General features: G+C 34.3%; 17 protein-coding genes and 1 pseudogene. 11 read left to right on the plus strand and 7 right to left on the minus strand.

Translation table 11 applies throughout. The annotated features are described in order from the left end of the window. The first annotated feature begins 274 nt into the window (after window positions 1-274). Together gyrB and gatA are read left to right on the plus strand one after the other, a co-directional pair. A pseudogene (gyrB, locus tag CCY16_RS03065) lies at window positions 275-2,651 on the plus strand (DNA topoisomerase (ATP-hydrolyzing) subunit B). A gap of 651 nt (window positions 2,652-3,302) precedes the next feature. Continuing rightward, complete coding sequence (gatA, locus tag CCY16_RS03070; protein ID WP_088414867.1) at window positions 3,303-4,772, plus strand: Asp-tRNA(Asn)/Glu-tRNA(Gln) amidotransferase subunit GatA; 1,470 nt, start codon at window positions 3,303-3,305, stop codon at window positions 4,770-4,772. A gap of 64 nt (window positions 4,773-4,836) precedes the next feature. Here the strand turns inward: gatA and CCY16_RS03075 are convergent, their stop codons facing one another. Continuing rightward, window positions 4,837-5,766: an AEC family transporter gene (locus CCY16_RS03075; protein ID WP_088414869.1), complete on the minus strand. Its 930-nt coding sequence runs from the start codon at window positions 5,764-5,766 to the stop codon at window positions 4,837-4,839. 447 nt (window positions 5,767-6,213) lie between these two features. Here CCY16_RS03075 and lepB point away from each other — a divergent pair, with 447 nt between their 5' ends. After that, complete coding sequence (gene lepB, locus CCY16_RS03080; protein WP_088414871.1) at window positions 6,214-6,960, plus strand: signal peptidase I; 747 nt, start codon at window positions 6,214-6,216, stop codon at window positions 6,958-6,960. 2 nt (window positions 6,961-6,962) lie between these two features. On the opposite strand, the gene hscA is transcribed toward lepB, so the two are convergent. From hscA to iscU, 4 genes are read right to left on the minus strand one after another with little or no spacing between them, the layout of a single operon-like run. Beyond that, window positions 6,963-8,720 carry a Fe-S protein assembly chaperone HscA gene (gene hscA, locus CCY16_RS03085; protein WP_088414873.1) on the minus strand — a complete coding sequence of 586 codons (1,758 nt, stop codon included), beginning with the start codon at window positions 8,718-8,720 and terminating at the stop codon, window positions 6,963-6,965. Next, the gene (locus CCY16_RS03090; protein ID WP_088414875.1) at window positions 8,698-9,153 is read right to left on the minus strand and encodes an iron-sulfur cluster co-chaperone HscB C-terminal domain-containing protein; all 456 of its coding nucleotides are present in this window, start codon (window positions 9,151-9,153) and stop codon (window positions 8,698-8,700) included. Before CCY16_RS03090 ends, hscA begins: the two co-directional genes overlap by 23 nt. Next, on the minus strand, window positions 9,146-9,550 hold the full coding sequence (locus tag CCY16_RS03095) for a HesB/IscA family protein (protein ID WP_088414877.1): 405 nt from the start codon (window positions 9,548-9,550) through the stop codon (window positions 9,146-9,148). The genes CCY16_RS03090 and CCY16_RS03095 overlap by 8 nt, the downstream gene beginning before the upstream one ends. A 6-nt stretch (window positions 9,551-9,556) precedes the next feature. Continuing rightward, entirely contained in the window at window positions 9,557-9,949 is a 393-nt protein-coding gene (gene iscU / locus CCY16_RS03100; protein ID WP_011256953.1) for a Fe-S cluster assembly scaffold IscU, read from the minus strand. A gap of 178 nt (window positions 9,950-10,127) precedes the next feature. Here iscU and ftsY point away from each other — a divergent pair, with 178 nt between their 5' ends. Then, the gene (gene ftsY / locus CCY16_RS03105) at window positions 10,128-11,039 is read left to right on the plus strand and encodes a signal recognition particle-docking protein FtsY (protein WP_088414879.1); all 912 of its coding nucleotides are present in this window, start codon (window positions 10,128-10,130) and stop codon (window positions 11,037-11,039) included. A gap of 365 nt (window positions 11,040-11,404) precedes the next feature. Here ftsY and CCY16_RS07025 read toward each other — a convergent pair whose 3' ends face one another. Beyond that, complete coding sequence (locus CCY16_RS07025; RefSeq protein ID WP_245800748.1) at window positions 11,405-11,920, minus strand: DNA repair protein RadA family protein; 516 nt, start codon at window positions 11,918-11,920, stop codon at window positions 11,405-11,407. A 1,133-nt stretch (window positions 11,921-13,053) separates the two neighbouring features. On the opposite strand from CCY16_RS07025, the gene CCY16_RS03115 reads away from it, so the two are divergent. The 7 genes from CCY16_RS03115 (at window position 13,054) to CCY16_RS03145 (ending at window position 22,193) form a co-directional block, all read left to right on the plus strand. Then, complete coding sequence (locus CCY16_RS03115; protein ID WP_088414881.1) at window positions 13,054-13,575, plus strand: cytochrome b; 522 nt, start codon at window positions 13,054-13,056, stop codon at window positions 13,573-13,575. A 5-nt stretch (window positions 13,576-13,580) separates the two neighbouring features. Continuing rightward, window positions 13,581-14,621, plus strand: coding sequence for an NAD(P)H-dependent flavin oxidoreductase (locus CCY16_RS03120; RefSeq protein WP_088414883.1), 1,041 nt, complete (start codon window positions 13,581-13,583; stop codon window positions 14,619-14,621). A gap of 111 nt (window positions 14,622-14,732) precedes the next feature. Next, window positions 14,733-15,968, plus strand: a complete 1,236-nt coding sequence (locus CCY16_RS03125) for a hypothetical protein (RefSeq protein ID WP_088414885.1) — start codon at window positions 14,733-14,735, stop codon at window positions 15,966-15,968. A 109-nt stretch (window positions 15,969-16,077) separates the two neighbouring features. Then, entirely contained in the window at window positions 16,078-16,455 is a 378-nt protein-coding gene (locus CCY16_RS03130) for a hypothetical protein (RefSeq protein ID WP_088414890.1), read from the plus strand. Window positions 16,456-16,486: 31 nt separating this feature from the next. Continuing rightward, a complete protein-coding gene (locus CCY16_RS03135; protein ID WP_088414887.1) occupies window positions 16,487-18,841 on the plus strand; it encodes a VirB4 family type IV secretion/conjugal transfer ATPase in 2,355 nt (784 codons plus the stop codon). After that, complete coding sequence (locus CCY16_RS03140; RefSeq protein ID WP_088414888.1) at window positions 18,822-21,617, plus strand: hypothetical protein; 2,796 nt, start codon at window positions 18,822-18,824, stop codon at window positions 21,615-21,617. The genes CCY16_RS03135 and CCY16_RS03140 overlap by 20 nt, the downstream gene beginning before the upstream one ends. A 222-nt stretch (window positions 21,618-21,839) precedes the next feature. After that, entirely contained in the window at window positions 21,840-22,193 is a 354-nt protein-coding gene (locus CCY16_RS03145; RefSeq protein ID WP_245800749.1) for a WBM0748 family T4SS-associated protein, read from the plus strand. A gap of 192 nt (window positions 22,194-22,385) precedes the next feature. On the opposite strand, the gene CCY16_RS05555 is transcribed toward CCY16_RS03145, so the two are convergent. Then, the gene (locus CCY16_RS05555; RefSeq protein WP_179946041.1) at window positions 22,386-22,523 is read right to left on the minus strand and encodes a hypothetical protein; all 138 of its coding nucleotides are present in this window, start codon (window positions 22,521-22,523) and stop codon (window positions 22,386-22,388) included. Window positions 22,524-22,541 lie beyond the last annotated feature (18 nt).

Consider the following 22,541-nt stretch of genomic DNA (forward strand, 5'->3'; position numbering starts at 1 on the left):
TTAAACATAACACACCTAGTTTAATAATGTGCTTTTGTCACTTAAATAAAGATTAAAGATAAATTTTAGGCCTAAAACATCCCCATATAAGGGGTTCTTAAGGTCTGTAAAGTGGGCTTTGCATTTTATGAGCTATTTTTTAACCTTGATTTATCAAATTGCAATGTCCGTACAATTGTGTATCATAACCAAAGCTTTCCTCATAGTTTAAAGATGTTGCTAATCAGTATATATTAATATAATATTAATTAATATTTATAAATAAAACGGTTTCATGGAAAGTAACTATAACGCTGATGCAATAAAAATCTTAAGAGGTCTTGATGCTGTAAGGAAGCGTCCAGGTATGTACATTGGGGATACTGATGATGGGTCTGGTTTGCATCATATGGTATATGAGGTTGTTGATAATGCGATAGATGAGTCTTTAGCTGGATATTGTGACAAAATTGAGGTTAGCATAAATGAAGATGGCTCAGTATCTGTAACCGATAATGGTCGTGGCATTCCAACTGATATTCACGAAGAAGGAATATCAGCAGCAGAGGTAATAATGACCCAATTACACGCAGGTGGTAAATTTGACAGCAATACCTACAAGGTTTCTGGCGGATTACATGGTGTTGGAATCTCAGTTGTAAATGCATTGTCAAGCTGGCTGGAATTAACTATTTGGCGCAATAGGAAAGAACACTTTATGCGCTTTGAAGATGGTGAGTCTATTGAGCCTTTGAAGATAGTGAATAAGAACACAAACAAAAGAGGGACTAGAGTAACATTTATGCCGTCAACGGAGACTTTTAGTAGTATTGATTTTAGTTACTCCACTCTTGAAAATCGTATCAGAGAATTAGCTTTTTTAAATTCAAATATCAACATCACTTTGCGTGACTTGCGTAACAAACCGTATATAGAGTCTCACTTTAACGATAGTAAACAATCTAAAGATAATTTTGGCACAGCAAATTTCGTGCGGTACTTAGACAAGAATAAAACGCATGTTACCAAAATTACCAGCATGAAGGGTGATGCAGATGATCTTGGTATCAGCATAGAAATATCAATGGAGTGGAATGACTCCTACTACGAGCATATGTTATGCTTTACAAATAATATAAGACAACGGGATGGTGGTACACATTTGGCAGGGTTTAGGTCCGCATTAACAAGATGTATCAATTAACTATGCAACTGACGAGGGGTTTTTAAAGAAAGCAAAAGTGAGCTTGACTGGAGAAGATGTTAGAGAAGGGTTAACTTGTGTTTTGTCTCTCAAAATGCCTGATCCTAAGTTCTCTTCACAGACAAAAGACAAGTTAGTCAGTTCTGAAGCGCGCACAGTTGTGGAGAGCATAGTTTCTGATAAATTGAGTACAGTACTTGAGACTGATCCAAAGTTGGCAGCAAGTATAGTGGAAAGAGTAATTAGGTCAGCTAAAGGAAGAGAAGCTGCGAGAAAAGCAAGGGAGTTAGTTAAAAATAAAAACAGTATTGATATTTCTACTCTACCTGGAAAGCTTGCTGATTGTCAGGAAAAGGTTCCTGAGTTATCGGAATTATTTATAGTAGAGGGTAATTCTGCAGGTGGTACTGCGAAGCAGGGGCGTAACCGTAAAACACAAGCAGTACTTGCCTTAAGGGGGAAAATTCTAAACGTGGAACGTGTAAGTTTAGATCGTATTTTTTCATCTGCAGAAATAGGTTCTTTAATCACTGCAATTGGTGCGGGAATAGGAAGTGAACACTTTGACATTGAAAAAACTAGATATCACAAAATCATCATTATGACAGATGCAGACGTTGATGGTTCACATATAAGAACTTTGATTCTAACTTTCTTTTTCCGGTATATGCGTGAGGTGATTGAAAGGGGCTATTTATACATAGCGCAGCCACCTCTTTATAAGGTTACAAAAAATGCTAAAGATACTTATATTAAAGATGACGAGACTTTTGAGAAGTATATAGTTAACTTGGCAGTTAAAAGGTTAACATTAAACAGTACAGGCAAGGGTTTACGCTTTATCTTGAGCAAATGTCTTAATATTTCAAATATTAGCAAAAATTATTCCAGGGGAATACCGCAAAATCTATTGGAGTCGCTACTAATTTTAAGCAAAAAGAATGTCCTATCATCTGCTAATGAGATATTAAAATATTTAAAGTTAATATATAGTGAATATAATTGGGAAGTAGAAATAAAAAATGAAGAAAGAGAAGTTCACATTTCTAAATTATTTCAAGGATTGGCAGATAAATATGTACTTCCACTTAGTATGCTTGACAGCAAAGAAATACGAAATATATTGAGCTCTCTTGATGATGTAATTGACTTATTTAATGGTGATTCGTTTTTGAAGTCGCAAGAAACTGAAATAAAAATAAGGTCTCCTAGTGCACTTGCAAAAATAGTGATGGACTATGGTAAAAAAGGTTTAACTTTGCAGAGATTTAAAGGTCTTGGTGAGATGAACGCAGATCAGCTGTGGGATACTATACTCAACCCCGAAACCAGGACTTTGCTAAAAGTTGAAATAAAAGACTGTGAAGAAGCTGATTCTATATTCTCAGTGCTGATGGGTGATATAGTTGAACCACGCCGTGATTTTATCAATAACAATGCACTCAACGTATATGATGTTGATATTTAAGTTTAAGATTACTAAAAGCAAGCAGCCTATAGCTTAATGTTTAGGTTCCAGCGCTATGTGCAACTGTGCGAACGTTTTGATTTGATAAACCAGGGTTCAAGTAGCTTATAGAAATGCAAAAAATTACTTGACACACTTTGCCAGCTCTCTTATATGATAGTTGGAGCTGTTTTATATAACTTCTCAATCTTTTGCAGATTAAAGTGACAAGAAGATCTTATATTTGGTGTATTATGTGCACTATATGTTTTTATAAAATCTAGGTTCTTACTTATACAAGCTGAAATGCGCTTAAAAAGCGTTTAAGACATTACTAATGTCAAGTTTTTAAAATGAAGAGTTAGTAACTAACTGCTCCAGAGGTTTTTTACCTTTTTTCTCATTTGATAAGTTTCTTAAATATTTTATAACCTAAAGCAACACGTGGACTGAGTAGGAAGCAGTGCTAACTACTCACATGATGTACCTATCACCTGCGAATACAATATTCATACAGATGTGTACTGGAACGATAATTTAAGGTATATCAATCATAAACCTATTTAAATAAGCCTAAATGTTCCAGATATACTAATCATTTCTTACTATAAATGTATAGATCTTTTATCTTATTGTTGTTATAATTAATGTTTTGCTAAAAATTGAATATTAATGAATGAATTGAGGAAGCTAAGTATTGCCCAGATGCATGATGGACTTAAACAGAGAAATTTTTCTGTTGTTGAACTTGTTGAAGTGCATATCAATGCAGTAGAAAATGAGAAACTAAATGCATTCATAACGAAAACTCCGGAAATAGCAATAAAAGCTGCAAAAACTGCGGATGAGCGTTTTTCCCAACAAAAGGATGGTACGATCTCACCGCTCATGGGTATACCAGTTGGTGTTAAAGATTTGTTCTGTACGAAAGGAGTAAAAACGACAGCATGTTCAAAAATGCTAGAAAATTTTGTTCCAACTTACGAATCTACAGTATCTGACTTGCTTTTAAAAAGTGGAGCAGCCATGCTGGGTAAACTTAACATGGATGAATTTGCTATGGGCTCTGCAAACATAAATAGCTATTTTGGTCCTGTTGAAAATGTATGGGTTAGAAAAAGTGATGGGGAAAAGGTTGTACCTGGTGGATCATCTGGTGGATCCGCAGCATCAGTAGCTGGATTCTTATGTGCTGGAGCACTCGGAAGTGATACTGGTGGATCTGTGCGTCAACCAGCAGCTTATTGTGGGGTGGTTGGAGCAAAACAAACTTATGGAAGATGCTCACGTTTTGGCATGATCGCATTTGCAAGTTCTTTGGACCAAGCAGGGGTCATTACTCGTTCCGTTTCTGATTCAGCACTAATGTTGGAAACGATTTGTGGTTATGATAACAAAGATTCAACATCGAGTGAAAGACCAGTACCTAGATTTTCTAATTTTATGAGTGGTGATATCAAAGGTAAGCGCATTGGTATACCAAAAGAATATAGAATGGATGGAATTTCAGAAGAAATCATCTATCATTGGGAAAAAGTTTCTTCTGTTTTAGAAGAAAATGGTGCTGAAGTTGTTGATATTACCTTACCTCATACTAAATATGCAATACCAGTCTATTATTTAATTTGTTCTGCTGAAGCTTCGTTTAATCTTGCTCGTTATGATGGTGTGCGCTATGGACTCAGGGTTGATGCTGATATCCTTGAAGAAATATATTCACTAACGAGAGCGGAAGGTTTTGGAAAAGAGGTAAAAAGAAGAATCTTAATTGGCGCTTACGCACTCTCTTCGGGTCACTACAATGAGTACTATGAAAAAGCGCAGTTTATTAGGGCGTTAATTAGAAATGATTTTATAAAAGCATTTGAAAAAATAGATTATATACTTGTTCCATCTGCTCCAACAGAAGCTTTTGGCTTGAATGAAAAGCCAGACCCACTAATTATGTGCATTAATGATGTCTTTACTGTGCCGGCAAGTTTAGCTGGTCTACCTGCTATTTCTGTTCCTGTTGGGCTTTCCAATGAGGGTTTACCACTTGCTTTACAAGTAATCGGAAACTATTATGATGAAGCTGGAATGTTAAATGTAGCAGGTGTGATAGAGCGAAATTGCAGTAGTATAATCAAGTTGAATAGCTAGTTTAGTATAAGATCTCTCAACAAGTAGCAAGTATTCTAATACTGCGCCGCTTAAGTTTCTAATCTTAAAGAGGAACAAGTTTAGCGAAAAATAGTGATATTATTAGTGGAACATAAAATAATCCTACCGTAATACTAATTAGCAGTAATAAAGTAGCTTTATCTGGTTGAAAGTTTAGAATATTAGCAAGCATTATGCTTGATCCAGAAACTGGAATAACGGCCAGCAACATTAATGCTTTATATATATTTTCATCGTATATACCTGTAAAATGTTTATCTAGAAGGACAATTCCTAAGACAAACAATGGCCAGAGTACGTATTTTGCTGTAATAGTGATTAAAGCAAGTTTCCAATCTACTTTAAAGCTTGCAATTTTTGTAATGCTCACTCCAAGTAGCATCATTCCCAGCGTAGCAAATGTACCTCTGATATTTACCATAATATCCATTAAAAAGTTAGGTATTTGCATACCAGATATACTTAAAAGAAAGCCTAGGATCATCGCATAGGATGAGGGAATTCTAAACAACTTTAGCATGCACTCTTTTGCAGTATAGATACCATTCGCAGCTATGTAGAATCCTAAACTATTTTCGAACAGTGCCATTCCTATATAACAGACAACGTATACAGATACTGAATCCTCATCAAATAAAGCCATGGCAATTGGTAGACCAAAATAACCCATACTTGTGCTGCCTGAGCTAAATGCCAATATGTTCCTTGTATTGTCCTTAAATAAAAAAGAAGAAAAGTAATACACTGATAAGGACATAGTACTACCTATGAACCATGTTAAAATCGGTAGAGAGATTATCTGAAAGTTGACCTCTATATGAGAGACCCCATATAAGATCACTATTGGATTGGCTATATAAAAGAGTATTTGAGATATAGTATTTCTGTCAATCTTGAGATATTTTCCTGCAAAATAACCAATGAGTATTGTAATGTAAACAGGTAATATTTTAAGAAAAAGAGTAAAGAACATATTAGTCTAAGTTGCAATCCTTCTGATACTTCTGACCGATAAAGTGACATTAGATCTTAAGATATTGTAAAAGTAAATAAAATTTATCTTCTAAGTTACCCAATTCATAATTAATTAAAAAAGATTCACTCAGTGCTAAAATTTGCTTTTATACAGGACTTAAGAATAATATTTTTATGGCGAAATTACGTTGGTTTTTATAAAGCTTCTTGTATATTTTTTAATAGTCGATAGATTCGCTAAAAATCAAAGTTTTGTAGCAGATTTACACGTTGAACTTTTGCATTGCCATCTAAGTGGCTGGCACTGAAATGGTTCCAGCAGTTAATATTTTACAAAGCAGTTTTGGAAGCGAGGTAACATTTACAAATGAAATTTTACATTACTACTTTATTAATTTATGTATTATAATAAACTCAATTTATCAGAAAAACAAAGTTAGAAGAATTGAAAGAACCGAGAAAAAACCAGGTAGTAAGAACAGGAAAATTTTTATCTTCATTGTTTTTCTTACTACTGATTGCATTGTCAATACGTAGTTTTTTATTTGAGCCATTCCATATACCTTCCGGTTCAATGAAGAGCACTCTGCTCGAAGGGGATTACATTTTTACTAGTAAATATTCGTACGGCTACAGTAAATACTCCTTTCCGTTTTCTCCAGATATTTTTAACGGCAGGATTTTTTATACTCCTCCAAAACGTGGTGATATAATAGTTTTTAAGCCTACACGAAACGATAATATCAGATTTGTTAAGCGAGTAATAGGAACACCAGGCGACAAAGTGCAAATGATAGAGGGAGAATTATATTTAAATGATCAAAAAGTGGAACGAAAGCAAATTGAAAGTTTTTTTGATTATGAGTCAAGCCATAACATACCAAGGTATATAGAAGCGCTTCCTAGTGGCAAGGAACATGAGATTTTGATAGATAACGTTTCTAATAAGCTATCATATGGTACTCCGGTTTATTATGTACCTAACAATCAATTTTTTGTTATGGGGGACAATAGAAATAATTCTTTGGATAGTAGGTTTCCTGAAGTTGGCTTTGTACCAATGGAAAACATAATTGGGCGTGTAAGCATAGTGGGTTTATCGTTTAAATTAGGGAAGGTCGATTGGTTGCCTTTTAACTTCAGAATACCTATTGCCCTCAGATTAGACAGGATATTGCACAAGGTTGCATAACTCTACTTGTTTGTTGATTCACATAACTCTAAAGAGGAGCTTTCCAGCTCAGTGATAGCATTATTAATTTCATTCAAGTCATTTCCTTGTAAGGCGTTTTTTGTGTTTTGTAACAGATTTTTCAGATTTTTATCAGTGGAAAAATTATCATTGCTTTCAACCAAATGTATGAGCTTATTCCCATTAATTTTAGCTTCTGCAAGGGAACGAGCTTTCATATCTTCATCAAAGTTGTTTATTGACTGGTTAACCATGTCTTGAATATCGGCTTCACTTAAGCCAAAGCTTGAATTTATTTCAACTGTCTGCTCGATTCCAGTAGTTTTTTCTCTTGCAGTAACAGTTAATATTCCGTCAACATTAACTATGAATTCTATTTCAACTCTTGCAGAACCTGCAGGCAGTTGCGGTATACCTTTTAGTTCAAACTGCGCTAGAGATTTGTTATCCTCTATAATTTCACGTTCTCCCTGACAAACGTGGATTTTTATTGCTGTCTGTCCATCAATGTAGGTTGTAAACTCTCTTATTTCTGAAACTGGTAGTGGTGTATTTCTTGGTATGATTTTTTCAACTATTCCTCCCATAGTTTCTATGCCAAGTGATAAAGGTAAAACATCCAGAAGAACATTTCTATCTTTTGAGTTTGAAGTTAAATAATGAGCCTGCAAAGCTGCTCCAATAGCAACTGCTTTATCCGGATCTACATCGTTTAGCACTTTATTGCCAAAAAGTTTGACTAGTGAACTTTGAACTAGTGGTACTCTAGTTGCACCACCAACTAAAATTACTCCTTTTATGTCGTCAATTTTAAGATCTATGTTGCTTATAGTATGAGTGACTATATTAATAGTCTTATTAACTAAGGAACTAATTGTTTGTTCGAATTCTTCTTTTGTAATTTTGCATTTAAACAATTCACCATTAATGTTGAATTCAAAAGTGCTAGAAATGTTTTTGCTTAAGTGCTCCTTTATAGATCGTGATTTTGTAAATAAATGCTTAGGAGAATTGAGATCTTTACCTACTTTCTTTCTGTATTTATCCAATATAATCATACTTAGAAGGTGATCAAAGTCATCACCACCAAGTTTGGTGTCACCACCAACTGCAAGAACTTGAAACACTCCTTGGTGTAATTTCAATATCGAAATATCAAATGTTCCACCGCCAAGGTCGTAAACTGCATATATTCCACTGTTATTGTTCTTTGCAATGGAATAAGAAAGTGCTGCTGCGGTTGGCTCATTAATGAGACGAAGAACCTCTATGCCAGCTAATTTTGCTGCATATTTTGTTGCATTACGTGCTGAATCATCAAAGTAAGCTGGAACAGTAATCACCGCTTTTCTTACTTCCATCCCTGTGGACTTTTTTACTCTTTCGCACAAAGCTTTTAATATTTCAGCAGAAATCTCAATAGGAGTGAGATACTTATCCTCCGAGCATTTTACCCTAATAATTTTCTCACTTTCATTATCTATTTCAAGATTGATACCTTCTTTATTTAAGTCTTCAACACTTTTACCCATCAGGCGTTTTATGGGATAGATAGCGTTTTGGCCAACATCATAGCCGGTTTTTAATGTGTTATTTTCATATGAAATAACAGAAGGCAGTAACTCTCTTCCCTGATCATCTTTAAATATCTCCACGTTGCCAGCTTTATTTACCACGGCAATTAAAGAGTTGGTAGTACCAAGGTCTATACCAAAAACTACTTCATTTGAATTTGGTTCAGAAATTTGAATTGGTCGCATTTTTTATCTCTTCAAATGACTTATATAAGTATTTCAATCTCAAAACTTGCATTGCCACTTCATCAAAATTTTTTACGGCAAAATTATTAGTTAGATTTTTAATGCAATCTTTTATTTTTTCATCAATCATACCACTTGCAAATTGCAGATTGTTGCAATCCAGTAAGTATTCTCTTATTTCCATTGATTCATTTAATATCTCAAAGTTATGTTGATCCTCTTGGCTTCTTACACCGAAAAGGTTCAGCAAATGCTCCGCACGTTTTAGAGGTGACTTTAGCACCTGATAAGCTTTGTTGATATTTTCCATGTTTTGGGACTGTCTTTCATTTATATCAGTTTTGCTTAGCTCAATATATTTTTTCTCTAGCTCATCAAAGCTGATGTTAAAAGCTGGTTCAATTTTAAACAATGCGAAATAATTGCTAGACATGAAAACTCTCCCCACAACCACATTTTCCTTTCTCATTAGGATTTTTGAAGACAAAACCCGATGAGAATTTTTCTTCTACATAATCCATTTCAGAGCCGAGAATAAACATGATAGATCTTGGATCGATCAACACTTTAACTTTTTGACCATCACTACAGCTTTCTTCAATTACTGACTCTAAAAGGTGTATATCGTACGCATATTCAATATCGTATTTTAAACCAGAACATCCTTTTTGTTTAATTAGGACTCTTATTCCTATTGCTTCTTCTGATCTCTCAAGGTTAGTATGCTGTTTTTGATCCAATAAATATCTTATCCTCTCCACTGCATTTGCAGTTATAGTGATAGGTTTTCTATCTTTCTTTACAGTATTTACTCCTTGATATTCACTCATAACTTCTTAGCTTTCATTTTTACTATGTTTACTTTGATAATCATGAATAGCGGCTTTTATAGCGTCTTCAGCAAGTACCGAGCAGTGTACCTTCACTGGGGGCAAAGATAACTCTTCCACTATTTGGGTATTCTTTATCTTTGTTACATCTTCAATAGTTTTGCCTTTGATCATTTCTGTTAGTAAAGAGCTTGAGGCAATAGCAGAACCACAACCAAAAGTTTTAAATTTCGCATCTTCAATAACACCTTTATCATTGACCTTTATTTGCAATTTCATCACATCACCGCATGATGGTGCACCAACCAAACCAGTACCAACACTCGGATCATTTTTGTCCAAAGAACCAACATTCCTTGGATTTTCATAATGGTCCAAAATCTTCTCATTATAACTCATAAGATTACCTGTAAATCACCATCCTGTATTATAACATATTTAGGTTAAAAATTAAAGTGAAAATACTAGTTGCGCGTGCATTTTACTTTAAGAATGCACGTAAAACGTTGTATTTAACTTTACAAGTACACGTAGTGCATGTCATTCTTTATATTGTAATTTTAAAAGGAGTATTCCCTTGAGTTTATTTAGTAACCTTTATAGAGGCTTGTTAAAAACTTCTTCTCGCTTCAGTGGTGGAGTGAAAAGTATTTTTTCTGCCAAAAAAAAATTAGATCAATCGCTTTTGGATGAATTAGAGGAACTGCTCATTAGCATGGATATTGGTCATAAAACTTCCAAGTTGATTATTGATAGGCTCGCAAGCATCAAATTTGATAAAGAAGTTGAGCATAATATTATCACGCAGCAGCTAATGAACGAAATAGAAGCGATATTAAACCCTGTTGTGCAACCACTAATTTTAGACAAAAAACCACATATAATAATGGTATGCGGAGTAAATGGTAATGGTAAAACTACAACTATAGGTAAGCTTGCGTATAAATATAAGAATATGGGAAAATCCGTCATGCTAGTTGCGTGTGACACGTTTAGGGCTGCTGCTAGTGAACAGTTAAACATCTGGGCAGAACGTTCTGATTGCTTTATTGTTACTGGAGAGTATGGCAACGATTCTGCAAGTGTGGCATATAGAGCTGTAAGTCAAGCTGTAAAAGATAGAATAGATGTTGTTCTGATTGATACAGCAGGCAGGCTACAAAATAATGTTAATCTTATGGAGGAGTTATCAAAGATATATAGAACGATAAAGAAATTGGATGGCACTGCTCCTCATGATGTTATTTTGGTTCTTGATGCGACTACCGGTCAAAATGCTTATAGCCAATTAGAGGCATTTAGTAAAATGGTTAGTGTTACAGGATTAATTATAACAAAGCTAGATGGTACTGCTAAGGGAGGAGTGGTGATTGGGCTTGCAGAAACTTATAGAGTAAAGTTACACGCTATAGGAATTGGTGAGAGTATAGAGGACTTGAGGGAGTTCACTAGTAAAGAATTTGCTAAAGCGCTATTTAGCTGTGATTAAAGATCTCCTTTAATTCCTTTATGTGGCTAAGCTTAATTATTTCGATATCGTGGGAAGAGTAATTGCCATTTTGAGGCATAATTGCTTTTTGAAATCCTAATTTTTTTTTGCTTCTTTAGCTTCAGATCAGCGTATGGGATATGTCTAATCTTACCTAAAAGTGCGACTTCACTGCAAATTATTAAAGAAGTTGGCAGCAGTAAACTTACTATGCTTGAAATAAGAGAGTCAGCAACGGCAAGATCAACCGATGGTTCTTGTATTTTCAATCCTCATACAATGTTCAGATACACTTCTTTTTTATGCAGAAACATTTTGCAACGAGCATTTAGCACTGCAATGGTAATAGCCAATCGGTTGATATTTCATCCAATTACTGCTCTTCTTGGATTTTCCATGTTTATTCCGCTGTTAAACACTTGAACTTCCATCAAAATCGGTCTGGAATCCTCAATTCCTACAAATACAGCACTGTCAACAACTTCTCTATCGTCAGTATTACCTGCTAGAAATAACGATGATAGGTTTTCAATAGGTAATAATCCAGCTTCAGACATTTCAAAATACCACTTCATTTGTAGGGCCAAATCTATTTTTATAGTATGCAAAATACGGTATTGATTGCTGTTTTCACCCTCAAAATATAGTACTATGTCCACCATATGTTCCAAAGTTTTTGGTCCTGCTATTTGTCTGCCCTTGGTTATATGGCCAACTATTAAAAGGTAAATACCGTATTGTTTTACAGGAACGGTTAATTCATGAACACAAGTACGTACCTGATTTACAGTGCTTAGTGCTGATGTAATTTTACTACCATACATTGTTTGTATGGAATCAATTATTAAAAATCTAATGCTTTTGTTTTCTTTTATTGTCACTACTACATCAGCTAAAGATATTGTAGATAAGAGCTTGATTTTCGGTTCACATTTATCCTAAGACGCTTTGTTCTAGGCTCACTTGCTCTAGAGATTCCTTACCAGATATATAAAGACATTCGAAGGATTAAAATTGTGTAACATTGGCTCAGTTCTAAACAAAAGGGTAGATTTCCCAATGTCAGGTTCACTACCAATCAAAAATGCTTGTACCTTGAACAATACTCCCACCAAAAACTCTATCTGATTCTTCTATTCCTGTTAAAAAATGGTCCGAGGTAATAGTTTCACTATCCGATCATGCCTTTATTGAAATTGGTATAGATATATTTCTTGTGTCTGTTTTTATCACTATTTCTTTAACAAATTGTCACATGTGACACACCTTTCTACCCACCTACCAGTACTGTGATCGCAAGATTGATATACATATATAGTTTTTATAAAAGCCAGAATTATTTTTCATAATTTTAATAGGAATTGGCTAAATAGGAGAGGTAAATTTAAATACCGACTTACGAACCTTATAGTATTAAGATAATTTTCATGGTTGTACCATCCAGATATCACCCACAACAATTGTATGAACATTTACTTTATAAGATAATTCGCACAACAAATTGGTTTCATGCATTGCAACTAATCTTCAGTTATAAATTTTAAGAAATTTACCAATGAAAAAAAAGGCAAAAGAAACCCCATATTAGATGGCCTTTACTCTCTAATCCTGCAAATTGGCATACTATACTGTCTTAAACGCTTTATAAGCGAGTTTCAGCTTATATAGGTAAAAACCTGGAAATGTTGTGAGGACATAAGGTACATATAGTGCAAAAAATTAAACATAAGATACCAGCTATGTGATACTTCGTCATTTAATCTGTACAGATTGAAGATAACTAAATACCTTCAGTGCTATAACAAAGTAAGCTAGCGAAGTTTGTCAAGTAGTTTTTACATTTTTATGGGCTATATGGTCTTTCAAATTGCAGTGTTTGTATAGTTATGCATCATGTACAACAGTTGCACAAATGTTGATTAATGCAGCAAGATTTTGTACAAATAGTTTTGATTGAAAAATAGTTTTTCTACTATATAAGTTCTACATGTGGGTTCTATTTTAGATTAATCAAATGGGAAACAGTAAATATAACTTAGGGTTAAGGATTATTCATTGGTTAATGGCTGTTTTTATTGTTGGTATGCTTTGCTCTGGGTTTTACATGAAAAGCTTGCCGGTTAGTAATGAAATTAAATTCAGCATATACACTATTCACAAGGCTTGCGGGGTTAATGTTCTTGGATTAATCATATTACGCATATTTTTTCGTGTTTTTACTTGTGATCCGACATTTCCAGCAAGTTTTTCTCAATTTGTAATTAATGTAAGTAAAACAGTACACTTTATTTTATATTCTTTAATGATATTGATGCCATTGTCTGGTTATGTCATGTCTTCTGCCTCTAGCATAAAGATCAAGTATCTTTTTCATGTTCCTTTGTTGATTAATAAAGACAAAGATCTAGCGAATGCAGCTAATTTGCTACACTCGATACTTGCATACTTTATGGTGTTTTTTATAATCTTACATATACTTGGTGCTTTAAAGCACATATTTATAGATAAACAAAACATTCTTAAGCGCATTATATAGATTGTATGTTGAGTAGCCTCTGGAAAAAAGGAACAAATTTTCTTGGTAGTAAGTTTGCAATAATGGGTGGTGCTATGAGCTGGGTTTCAGAGAGGAATTTGGTTTCAGCAATCTCAAACGCTGGTGGCTTTGGTGTAATTGCATGTGGTGCGATGTCTTCAGACTTACTGGAAAAAGAAATTATAGAGACACAGAAGTTAACCAACAAGCCATTTGGTGTAAATCTAATTACTATGCACCCAAACTTGAGTGAGCTGATAGATGTATGTATTGAAGCAAAAGTGAGCCATATAGTTCTTGCTGGCGGGCTACCGGTAAAGCCTAATATAGAAAAAATCAAAAATGTGGGTATTGAAGTTATGTGTTTTGCACCATCATTGAGCCTTGCAAGGAGGTTAGTAAAAATGGGGGTAGATGCGTTAATAATAGAGGGAATGGAAGCAGGTGGGCACATAGGTCCAGTCAGCACTTCTGTTCTTTCGCAAGAGATATTACCTTATTTTAAAGATGAGCAAGTACCAGTGTTTGTTGCAGGTGGAATAGGAAGGGGAGAAATGATAGTGAATTACCTAGAGATGGGAGCAAGTGGCTGTCAAATAGGCACATTATTTGTTTGCACTAATGAATCGATTGCCCACAAGAATTTTAAGGAAGTATTTATTAAATCAGCTGCACGTGATGCAGTATCTTCTATACAGATAAGTGCTGATTTTCCTGTTATTCCAGTAAGAGCCATAGCCAATAAAGCAAGTGATGATTTTATGCAGTACCAAAGAGAAATTATTGATAAATATCACAAGGGACAGATCTCGAAAGAAGATGGACAGCTTGAGATAGAGAAATTTTGGGCTGGAGCCTTAAGAGGAGCAGTGATTGAAGGAGATGTCGAAACGGGATCTTTAATGGCTGGTCAAAGTGTTGGTATGGTCGATAAGGAAAAGCCTGTAAAAGAAGTGATAGATATTTTAATTCAACAGGCAAGCAATTATATTGAAAGTAAATCTGTAAAAGTAGGAGACCTAATCATTAGCAAAGCAAGTAGTTAACCAGTAGACAAGTTGCCATGATTCCCTACGGTAGGATATAATTGTCCAATTTTAATGTAAAATTAACGCTGAAAAAGTATCTATACATTTTGTTATATATGAAGGAATACTGTGGATGATAATGTAGCAATAATTTTTAATTTAACAGGGAGTAATCCTTACAACTCTTTTGACAATTCTACTAAGAGTTCACGAGCCTTGGAAAGGGTAAAGTGTTATTCAGCATCAAAAACAGAAGAATTGTGCAAAGTTATAAAAAAAAGAGTAACAGAAGAAATTTATCGAGAAAATCAAGAGAGTGGACAAGACAAGACTCCCAGGAAATGCAAAAAGTTGTTCAAGAAAGGAGCTAGTCCTGAGGTATTAACTAAATTAGGAGAATTACTGATAGAACAAGAGAAATATTATAATAATTATATCCAACACTTTCTTCCAGCGTTGAAAAGAGAAATAATAAAATCAAAAGAACTAAACCTAATAGAAAAAATAAAAATAGAACAAATAATTAAGAAATTAATAACTTCAGATGCTGTTAGCAAGAACAGTAATGAGAGTCATTCTAATGCAGAAACAAATGAACGGTCTGCAAATGGGGCAGACAATACCCTTAGTTGCACTGCTGAAAATTCAGAATCAGGTAATACATGTGAAGAAACAAGTCTAAAACGTTGGAGAAGCTTATCTAATCTAAGAGATGATAGTCAATTTAATTTTGGAGAAAAATTACCTACAAAAATGGATACTTTAGAACCAGAAACAAATGCTTCTAAACTCAATAGTGGTAGTGGTGCAGATAGTGGAGTAGGTTTGCCTGGATTAAGTGAAGATGGTTTAGAGTCACCAGTAGGTAGTGGAAGGAGCAATGTAAGCTCAATATTAAGCTCTGCTGAAGAAGATAACAATCTACAAAAAGAAGAAGATGAGAACCGAATGAAGCTAGGCCAGACTACAAAAGAAGAGCTGCAGGTGCAAGAAAACAAAAACCCGGTCAGTAAGATAAGTCCAGTACAACATCCTGAAAAGAAAAAGAACGTAAAAGATACTACCATGCAGAAACTTCCTATGAATGAAAAAAAAGGTGAAAATATTCTACCTAAAGAACAACTCAGTAACAGAGAACTTTACGGTACATTTACAACAGGTTGTGCTCTTTTAGCAATTGGGTGTTTTGTTGGGGCAGTAGTAACAAAATCGAGAACATTGTTTCTAGGATTGTCTGTTATAGCTGTAGTGTTTACTACAGCAGCAGTAGCTGTATGGTATTTAACTCTCCCTCCTTCAAGTGAATTAATGTACACCGATTCGAGCCCTGTTATTAATAATGAAAGAAGCCTACTGCATGTTTAAGGTGGTAAAAATTAAGCATATGTTACTTATAGTGAATAAGTAAATTCAGCCCTTGCCTGTTGATATGAAGGTTATTATAATCAGAAGATGTTTGGAAGGTATTTGGTTGATGCACATTCAATTGAATAAAATTTTGATTTTTATAGCCCTGTTAAGCTTTATTTTTTCATCGTATTCTAGCGAAGCAGGTTCGGTGGGCGATGAGTTAAAGGATGTACAAGAAACGGTAAAAAATTTTGTTTCTTCATTTTCAGTAAAAGGTACTGTAGAAAATATGAGTCCTTCAACAATCATAGGACTATGTATAGCTGCAGTGGTACTTGCAATAGTGTTTAGGGGCCTGATCTTTTTTATGATAATGTTTGGTGTACTGGTTATGATGTTAGGTAGCATAGGAAAGACAACGGATTACTTGAAAGAAAAATTTAACTTTGTAAAAGTGCAACCCGATAGTAAAAAAAAGATAAAAATTAATTATCACTTGTAGAGTTATCTTTATTAGGTAAGCATGATATTGTATGCAGGCAAAAACACCAACAATTAATCCTAAATTTGAAAAAAAGAACAACTTAGCATTATTAGAGAGTATTGATTTAGATTTTATTCCTTATGCTTGTCATTACGATGAAGAAACTATACTGACAAAACAGGGGGAGTTGTTAAAGATAATAAAATTAGAAGATTACTCCTCTGCTGATAACTACAGCGACCTTAGAACTGAGATTAGAAAAAGCATATCAAAAAATATTGATAGCCTATATTTTACTGTTTGGATTCATACTGTTAGGAAGCGCAATAAACTGAGTTTGAAATGGAATAAAACTGGAGACTTTTCTGATAAGCTACACTCAACGTGGCTTGATAAACTCACTAATAGTAAATTACAATATATAAACGAGTTATACATTGTAATATTGGTTAGCGATTTTGATAAGCATAGTAATAATTCATTTTTTTTTGGTGGGATAAGAAATAAGCATAGGCTGTCTTTACAAGAAAACCATCGGAAATTACAGAGGGTAGCTGACTTAATTCAAAGTGACTTAGAACCTTTCGGGGCCAAAAAGCTGGCTCTGAGGTTTAATGGGGATAAAATGTATTCTGAAATGATAGAGTTTCTCCACTATATTGTTACATTAACGCACAAAGATCATCCAGTATGTGAAAGGGATCTATCGCAACATATTAAAAATTTAAAGATAGCTTTTGGTTTTAACACGTTTCAAACAGTATTTGAAAATCAGCAGAAGTTTGGTTCTATTTTTTGCATAAAGGAATATCGGGAAATTCCCCTGGGGAATATAGACAGGTGCTTACAACTTGACTCTGAGCTCATTATTACAGAAATAATAATATTTACTAGTAATAACAAAGCGATAAAAGAATTTAAAAAACAAATTAATATGCTGCAAGTCAGTGAAGATAATACCTTACTTAGGAATTCAGAAATAAAAGAAATAATAGAACTTGAAAGAACTTCTACTATTGACTTTTGCCAACAGAAAATTATTTTTACAATTTTTGCAGATGATAGGAATAAATTGGCCGAAAATATTAGTAGTTTCTCCTCCGTGATGTCGTTAATTGGTTTGATGATGTTCAGGACCGACCTTCATATGGAAAATCATTTTTGGGCACAACTTCCAGGTAATTTTGCTTTTGTTACACAACCGAAAAATATATTAGCAAAATATGCTTGCAGTTTTGCTATGCTACATGATTTTACGTCAGGTACATTAAAAGGTGGAAGGTGGAAAGAAGCAGTAACAGTCTTTTTTTCAAAAAAGGGAAGTCCTTACTTCTTTAATTTTCATGGAAAGAAAAACAATGGTCACACTACGATACTTGGAGCTCCGAATTCGGGTAGGACCTCATTGATTAATTTTCTATTATCAGAGTCAAGAAAATTTAATCCTAAAATTATCATATTAGATAACACCGGAAAATCAATAATCTTTACCAAAGCAGTGAGTGGTAAGTATTATATAATCGATCCGAAATATAAAAATAAAAGCCTAAAATTTAACCCATTAAACGTTGAAGATAGTGCTTCCAACCGTAGTATGCTGGTTGAACTGATCAAAAGAATGGTGGCCGATACTAGTTCGGTAGGTATAAAAGAAAAGATAAAAAAAGTTGTAGATTCTATATTTGCTATACCTAGAGGATCTCGTTCTATTTCGCGAATTTCTGAGGTGCTCTTGCTCTTGAAAGGTAAGATAAGTAAATGGTGTGGTGATGGTGAGTTTGCTTACTTATTTCAGGATAGTGATGAATCAGATATTGACTGGGAAATAAAGACTATATCTCTCAACACTGCAAACCTCACAAAGCACAAAGAATGTATGTCCGTGATACTTTACTATTTTTTATACTCTTTTGAAGCACAATGTGATGGCTCACCTGCAATACTCGTTTTGGATGAAGCATGGGAGATAAGTAGTATTTTCCCTACAGAGGAAGGATTCGATAATTGGATGCAAAGGATGACAGAATTAAACGTTGTGGTAATTCTGAGTACTGAGAACTTAAACCTAGCATTTGCTAGCGAATTTACTCAATATTTGGATAAGCATGTTGATACAAGAATTTTGATGCCGAACGTCAATGCAAATAGGTTGTATATGAAAGCATTTTCCCTATCGAAAGAGGAGCTGAATATAATTTTGCAAACACCAACTCAAGAAGGTTTATTTTTGATAAAACAGTATAAAGGATTAGTAACTTTAAATTTAGATTTGAAAAATATACAAGAAATACATGTGCTCTCAGCTAACAAAGAGACTATAAAGTATATGTATGAAGCAATAAAAGAAAAAGGAGAAGAGGTGAATAAGTGGTTACCAGTGTTCTATGGAAAGTGTAAAACTTAATTTTTTATTGATATTCTTTTTGACATTTTATCTCTCATGCCAAGGATATGCTGATTGCCCGCCTTTTGTAGAGAGTAATACTGCATTTGAAGCTGGAGGTAAAAAAGCTTTAGAGGGTTTTATAAAAATTTTTAGTTTTGGTACTGCTGGAAGTTTTCAGGTTGATGAAAGATTATACCAATACATTACAGTAAGGCAGGTAAAAGACCAAGGAACTGATGGTTATTTTGACCCAAAGATTCAAGTCTGTGATTACGAAGGAAAAAATAATTGTTATATATTACCTAGTGGAACATCCTGCCGCCAGATATATGGAACACAAAGTACAGGTGCTGGAGTTTCTGCTGCGGTTTTTATCGATTGGGAAGGAGATAGAATATTAGCTGATGGAACGATTAAGACAGATAACAGTGAAAAGATCAAAGAAGGAATTGCGAAGGGCCTTAAATGGGAATGGGCAGATAATGTTACTGATGAAGAGAAAGTAAAATTTTCTAATTCTCCTAAAATATGCGCTTGCAGTCAAAAAGGGTCTTGTATGTCCGGAATTCCTTCATGGGGTGCTAGAGTATTTTCAGGAGAAAACATTTTCCATCTAGGGAATATGGGAAAAGCTTGTGATACTTGTTCATCATGGAGTGAAGGAAAGCAAAAGATAAAGTGTGCTCCTATACCACTTGCACCTGGTCCACCTCCATTCTGTGAACAACTTGGAATGTTACTTCCACAGGTTAAAATTGTCCCTATAACAAATAACGACAATGATTACTTTAACCCAAGAGTTGGGGTAATCATTGGTAAATTAGAAAAAAAAGAATTGGATTTCCAAAGAACTTCACACGAGGTTGAAGATGGTAAGGGTACTACCTATTACTTCAAGACCTATAGAAAAAAGGATCAGCTCTGTGCTGAATATTATGGAACTCAAAATATGAATAAAGAAAATCTTCAGTCTGTCAGCTGTTTTCCGGCCCCACCTCTTCCAGAACCTGAAAGAGTAGAGATAGTAGATGAAAATACACTGGAGGTAAAAATGAAAATGAGTGCAAGTGCTTTCTACGTTAATACTGGTTCTTCAACAAACATTGGCCCTCTATCTTTGAAAGTAGTCAAACCGAGGGTAGTAAAAAAAACAACTAATAGTAATAATAATGAAGGTAATATCACTGATATTATAGAAGGTATATTAAGAAAGAATCCTCAGTTTGAAGTTTTAGAGAAATATGGGCTTACTCCTAATATTGGGATCCAGTTTCCTAATGGTAAGAGCTACAGTATAACAAATTCCACGGAAAACAGTGAAATTGGATCTACTAAGTGGGAATTGGATAATATGGGGCGACCAAAGATGGAAGTGAGATATATGAGAGTAAAGGATCAAGAAAATTCTAATGGTAAAATGCTTTGCCTTTCTGGCTGGAAACCAGAGCCAGAAGAGTTTGTTCTTGAGAGAGATGGTGAGATAATATCGCTAAAATCAATAGGAGCGAGGTATATTAAATACAATGCTGTTTATTCAAAGGAATCAAATCAGTTCTATTATCTTCCAAGCAAGGAAAAAGAAATAATTGACCTATTAAAAAGACCTCAAAAACAGTTGGACAAAATGATATTCAACAAGCAAGGGTATGTTTTCTTCCCTGACGAAAATAAACAGGGGAAGGAAAAGTGTAGTTACTGTGTAGAAAAAAATGATGAGGTAGATAAAGCATTTGCATCTAATAAAGGACTGAAAGTAGTATATAGATTGACAGATTTAGAACAATATTTAAATAAAAAAGATGGTAGCCCATTTTACTTAAGATATGAGGAAGTGGATTGTCAAGACAAAAATGGCAAAACATTGAGAAACGAAAAAAATGAAGTACAGAAGTGCACACAATTAAAAGATCGACCAATTAAGGTAGACAGAACAGAGGTCTTTTACGCTGATAAATTATGTAAGCTTGACTTGAAGAGTGTGAAGAAGGAGGTGCTGGATACAATAAACAAACGGCTGAAAAATAAAAACTTGCCGCAACCTTATACCTTTTTAGGTGATAATAACTATACAGGTGATTTATCAAAATACGGTTATATTGAAATAGAAGCATGGGGAGGTGGTGAAGCAGGTCATGTAAAAAATGCAGCTCACTCTATGGAAACTAGACCAGGAATGCCAGGAGATTATATCAAAGTTCAATTGAAAATTGATCCTGAATATCCTATAATTAGAGCTCAAGCTACAGAGGGGGGTGGTGGACTCACAAGTCATATATCCAATAAGGATGGTGGGCCAACTTTCATAAAAATGTGCAAAGACTCTTCAAAAGCAAACTGTAAAGATTTGATTACTGTTGCGGGTGGTGGTAAATATAGGATGTACGGTGAAAAGGAGTATAAGAAGACAAAGATCCATAATAATTTAGGTAATTTAGAGATATTAGGAAATCCAACAATAGTAACAGATAAAAATTTTACTGAAGACAATCAAGTAGCATATATAAAAGATAGTAAAATCAAGTATGAAACGGTAAAGTGTAGCAGTGGTTTTAAGAGCAGTAATCCTGGTGCAGGTGGCTGTATTGATTACATTAATCAAACCTATGGCAGAGGCTCTCCTGGTTATGTTATTATTAAATCTGTACAGATTGATGATAAAGAAGTGGAAGAAATGATTAATGCTCTTGTGGACCAAGATAGTAATGTTAGTGTTAGCAATTTAATTGAAAAACTTTATCCAGGTATAACTAGGGAGATAAAGGAAGAAATCAAAAAGAAATTATTAGGGCTATAGCCAAAAGATTCTGAATTGTAGCAAAATACCTGAAAGGTATAAATTCTACCTCTTGCTTTAATAATTAATTAAAATAAAGCACGTATAAGCTTGTTTTTTAGGTTTAATTGCTGTTTTCTTACGAAGAAGTGTGGCTAGTAAGGAGGGGTACTTTGTGTCTCTAAAAAGCAAAATTTCTAAGTTAATAGAACAACAATTTAACGTGAATACCATGATAATTATTTGGCTTACGCCATACATAAGCAGGCTGCAAGTGAGCTATCTGACTCTATTACTCTTTGTATAGTTGGTAGTGGCGATTGCAAGATCAAGTATCAAGGTATTGCAAGTTCATTCAATATAACAAAAGAGGAAATCTACCAAGGTAACATTGCAAATATAGAAAGTAAAATAAAAAGTGAAGCTGAAAAAGAAGATAGCGGGTTTTCTGAGTTGATTTTTAGGATTGATCAATCACCAGAAGAACAAAGTGAAAAGTCTATTATACAAATTTTAAATTCATCTGCTGAAGAGACGTTAAGAAGTTTCTGTGGGCAATGTAATACTCTGTACAGGAGAGTACCTTCCTGGGTGTGAAGAACCTTCTACTTCATAAGAGGAGCATGCTACAGAAGATTCAGAAATTACTGCCAGTCAAGATCCTTTTTCAACCTAATCAATCCCCATATATATGCTTTTTTTGTACCCAAGCTTTGCGTTTTGAGGAGGATAGCAAGCACCATTCTTTACTGTACTTTTTTATTCTCATTATAACAGACTCATCTGTTTTCATAGTAATCTTACTATCTCTACTCTGTTTTGATATTCATGAATATTTTCTTTTATCATCGCATAGCGCTTATTGCTAAGTAGACTAATTTTTGTCCACCCACAGTCTTCATTGATGTCGCAGACCTTTTTTCCCAATTTTCAAACTCTTCTGTT

The organism is Wolbachia endosymbiont of Wuchereria bancrofti (assembly GCF_002204235.2).
Lineage (GTDB): Bacteria > Pseudomonadota > Alphaproteobacteria > Rickettsiales > Anaplasmataceae > Wolbachia.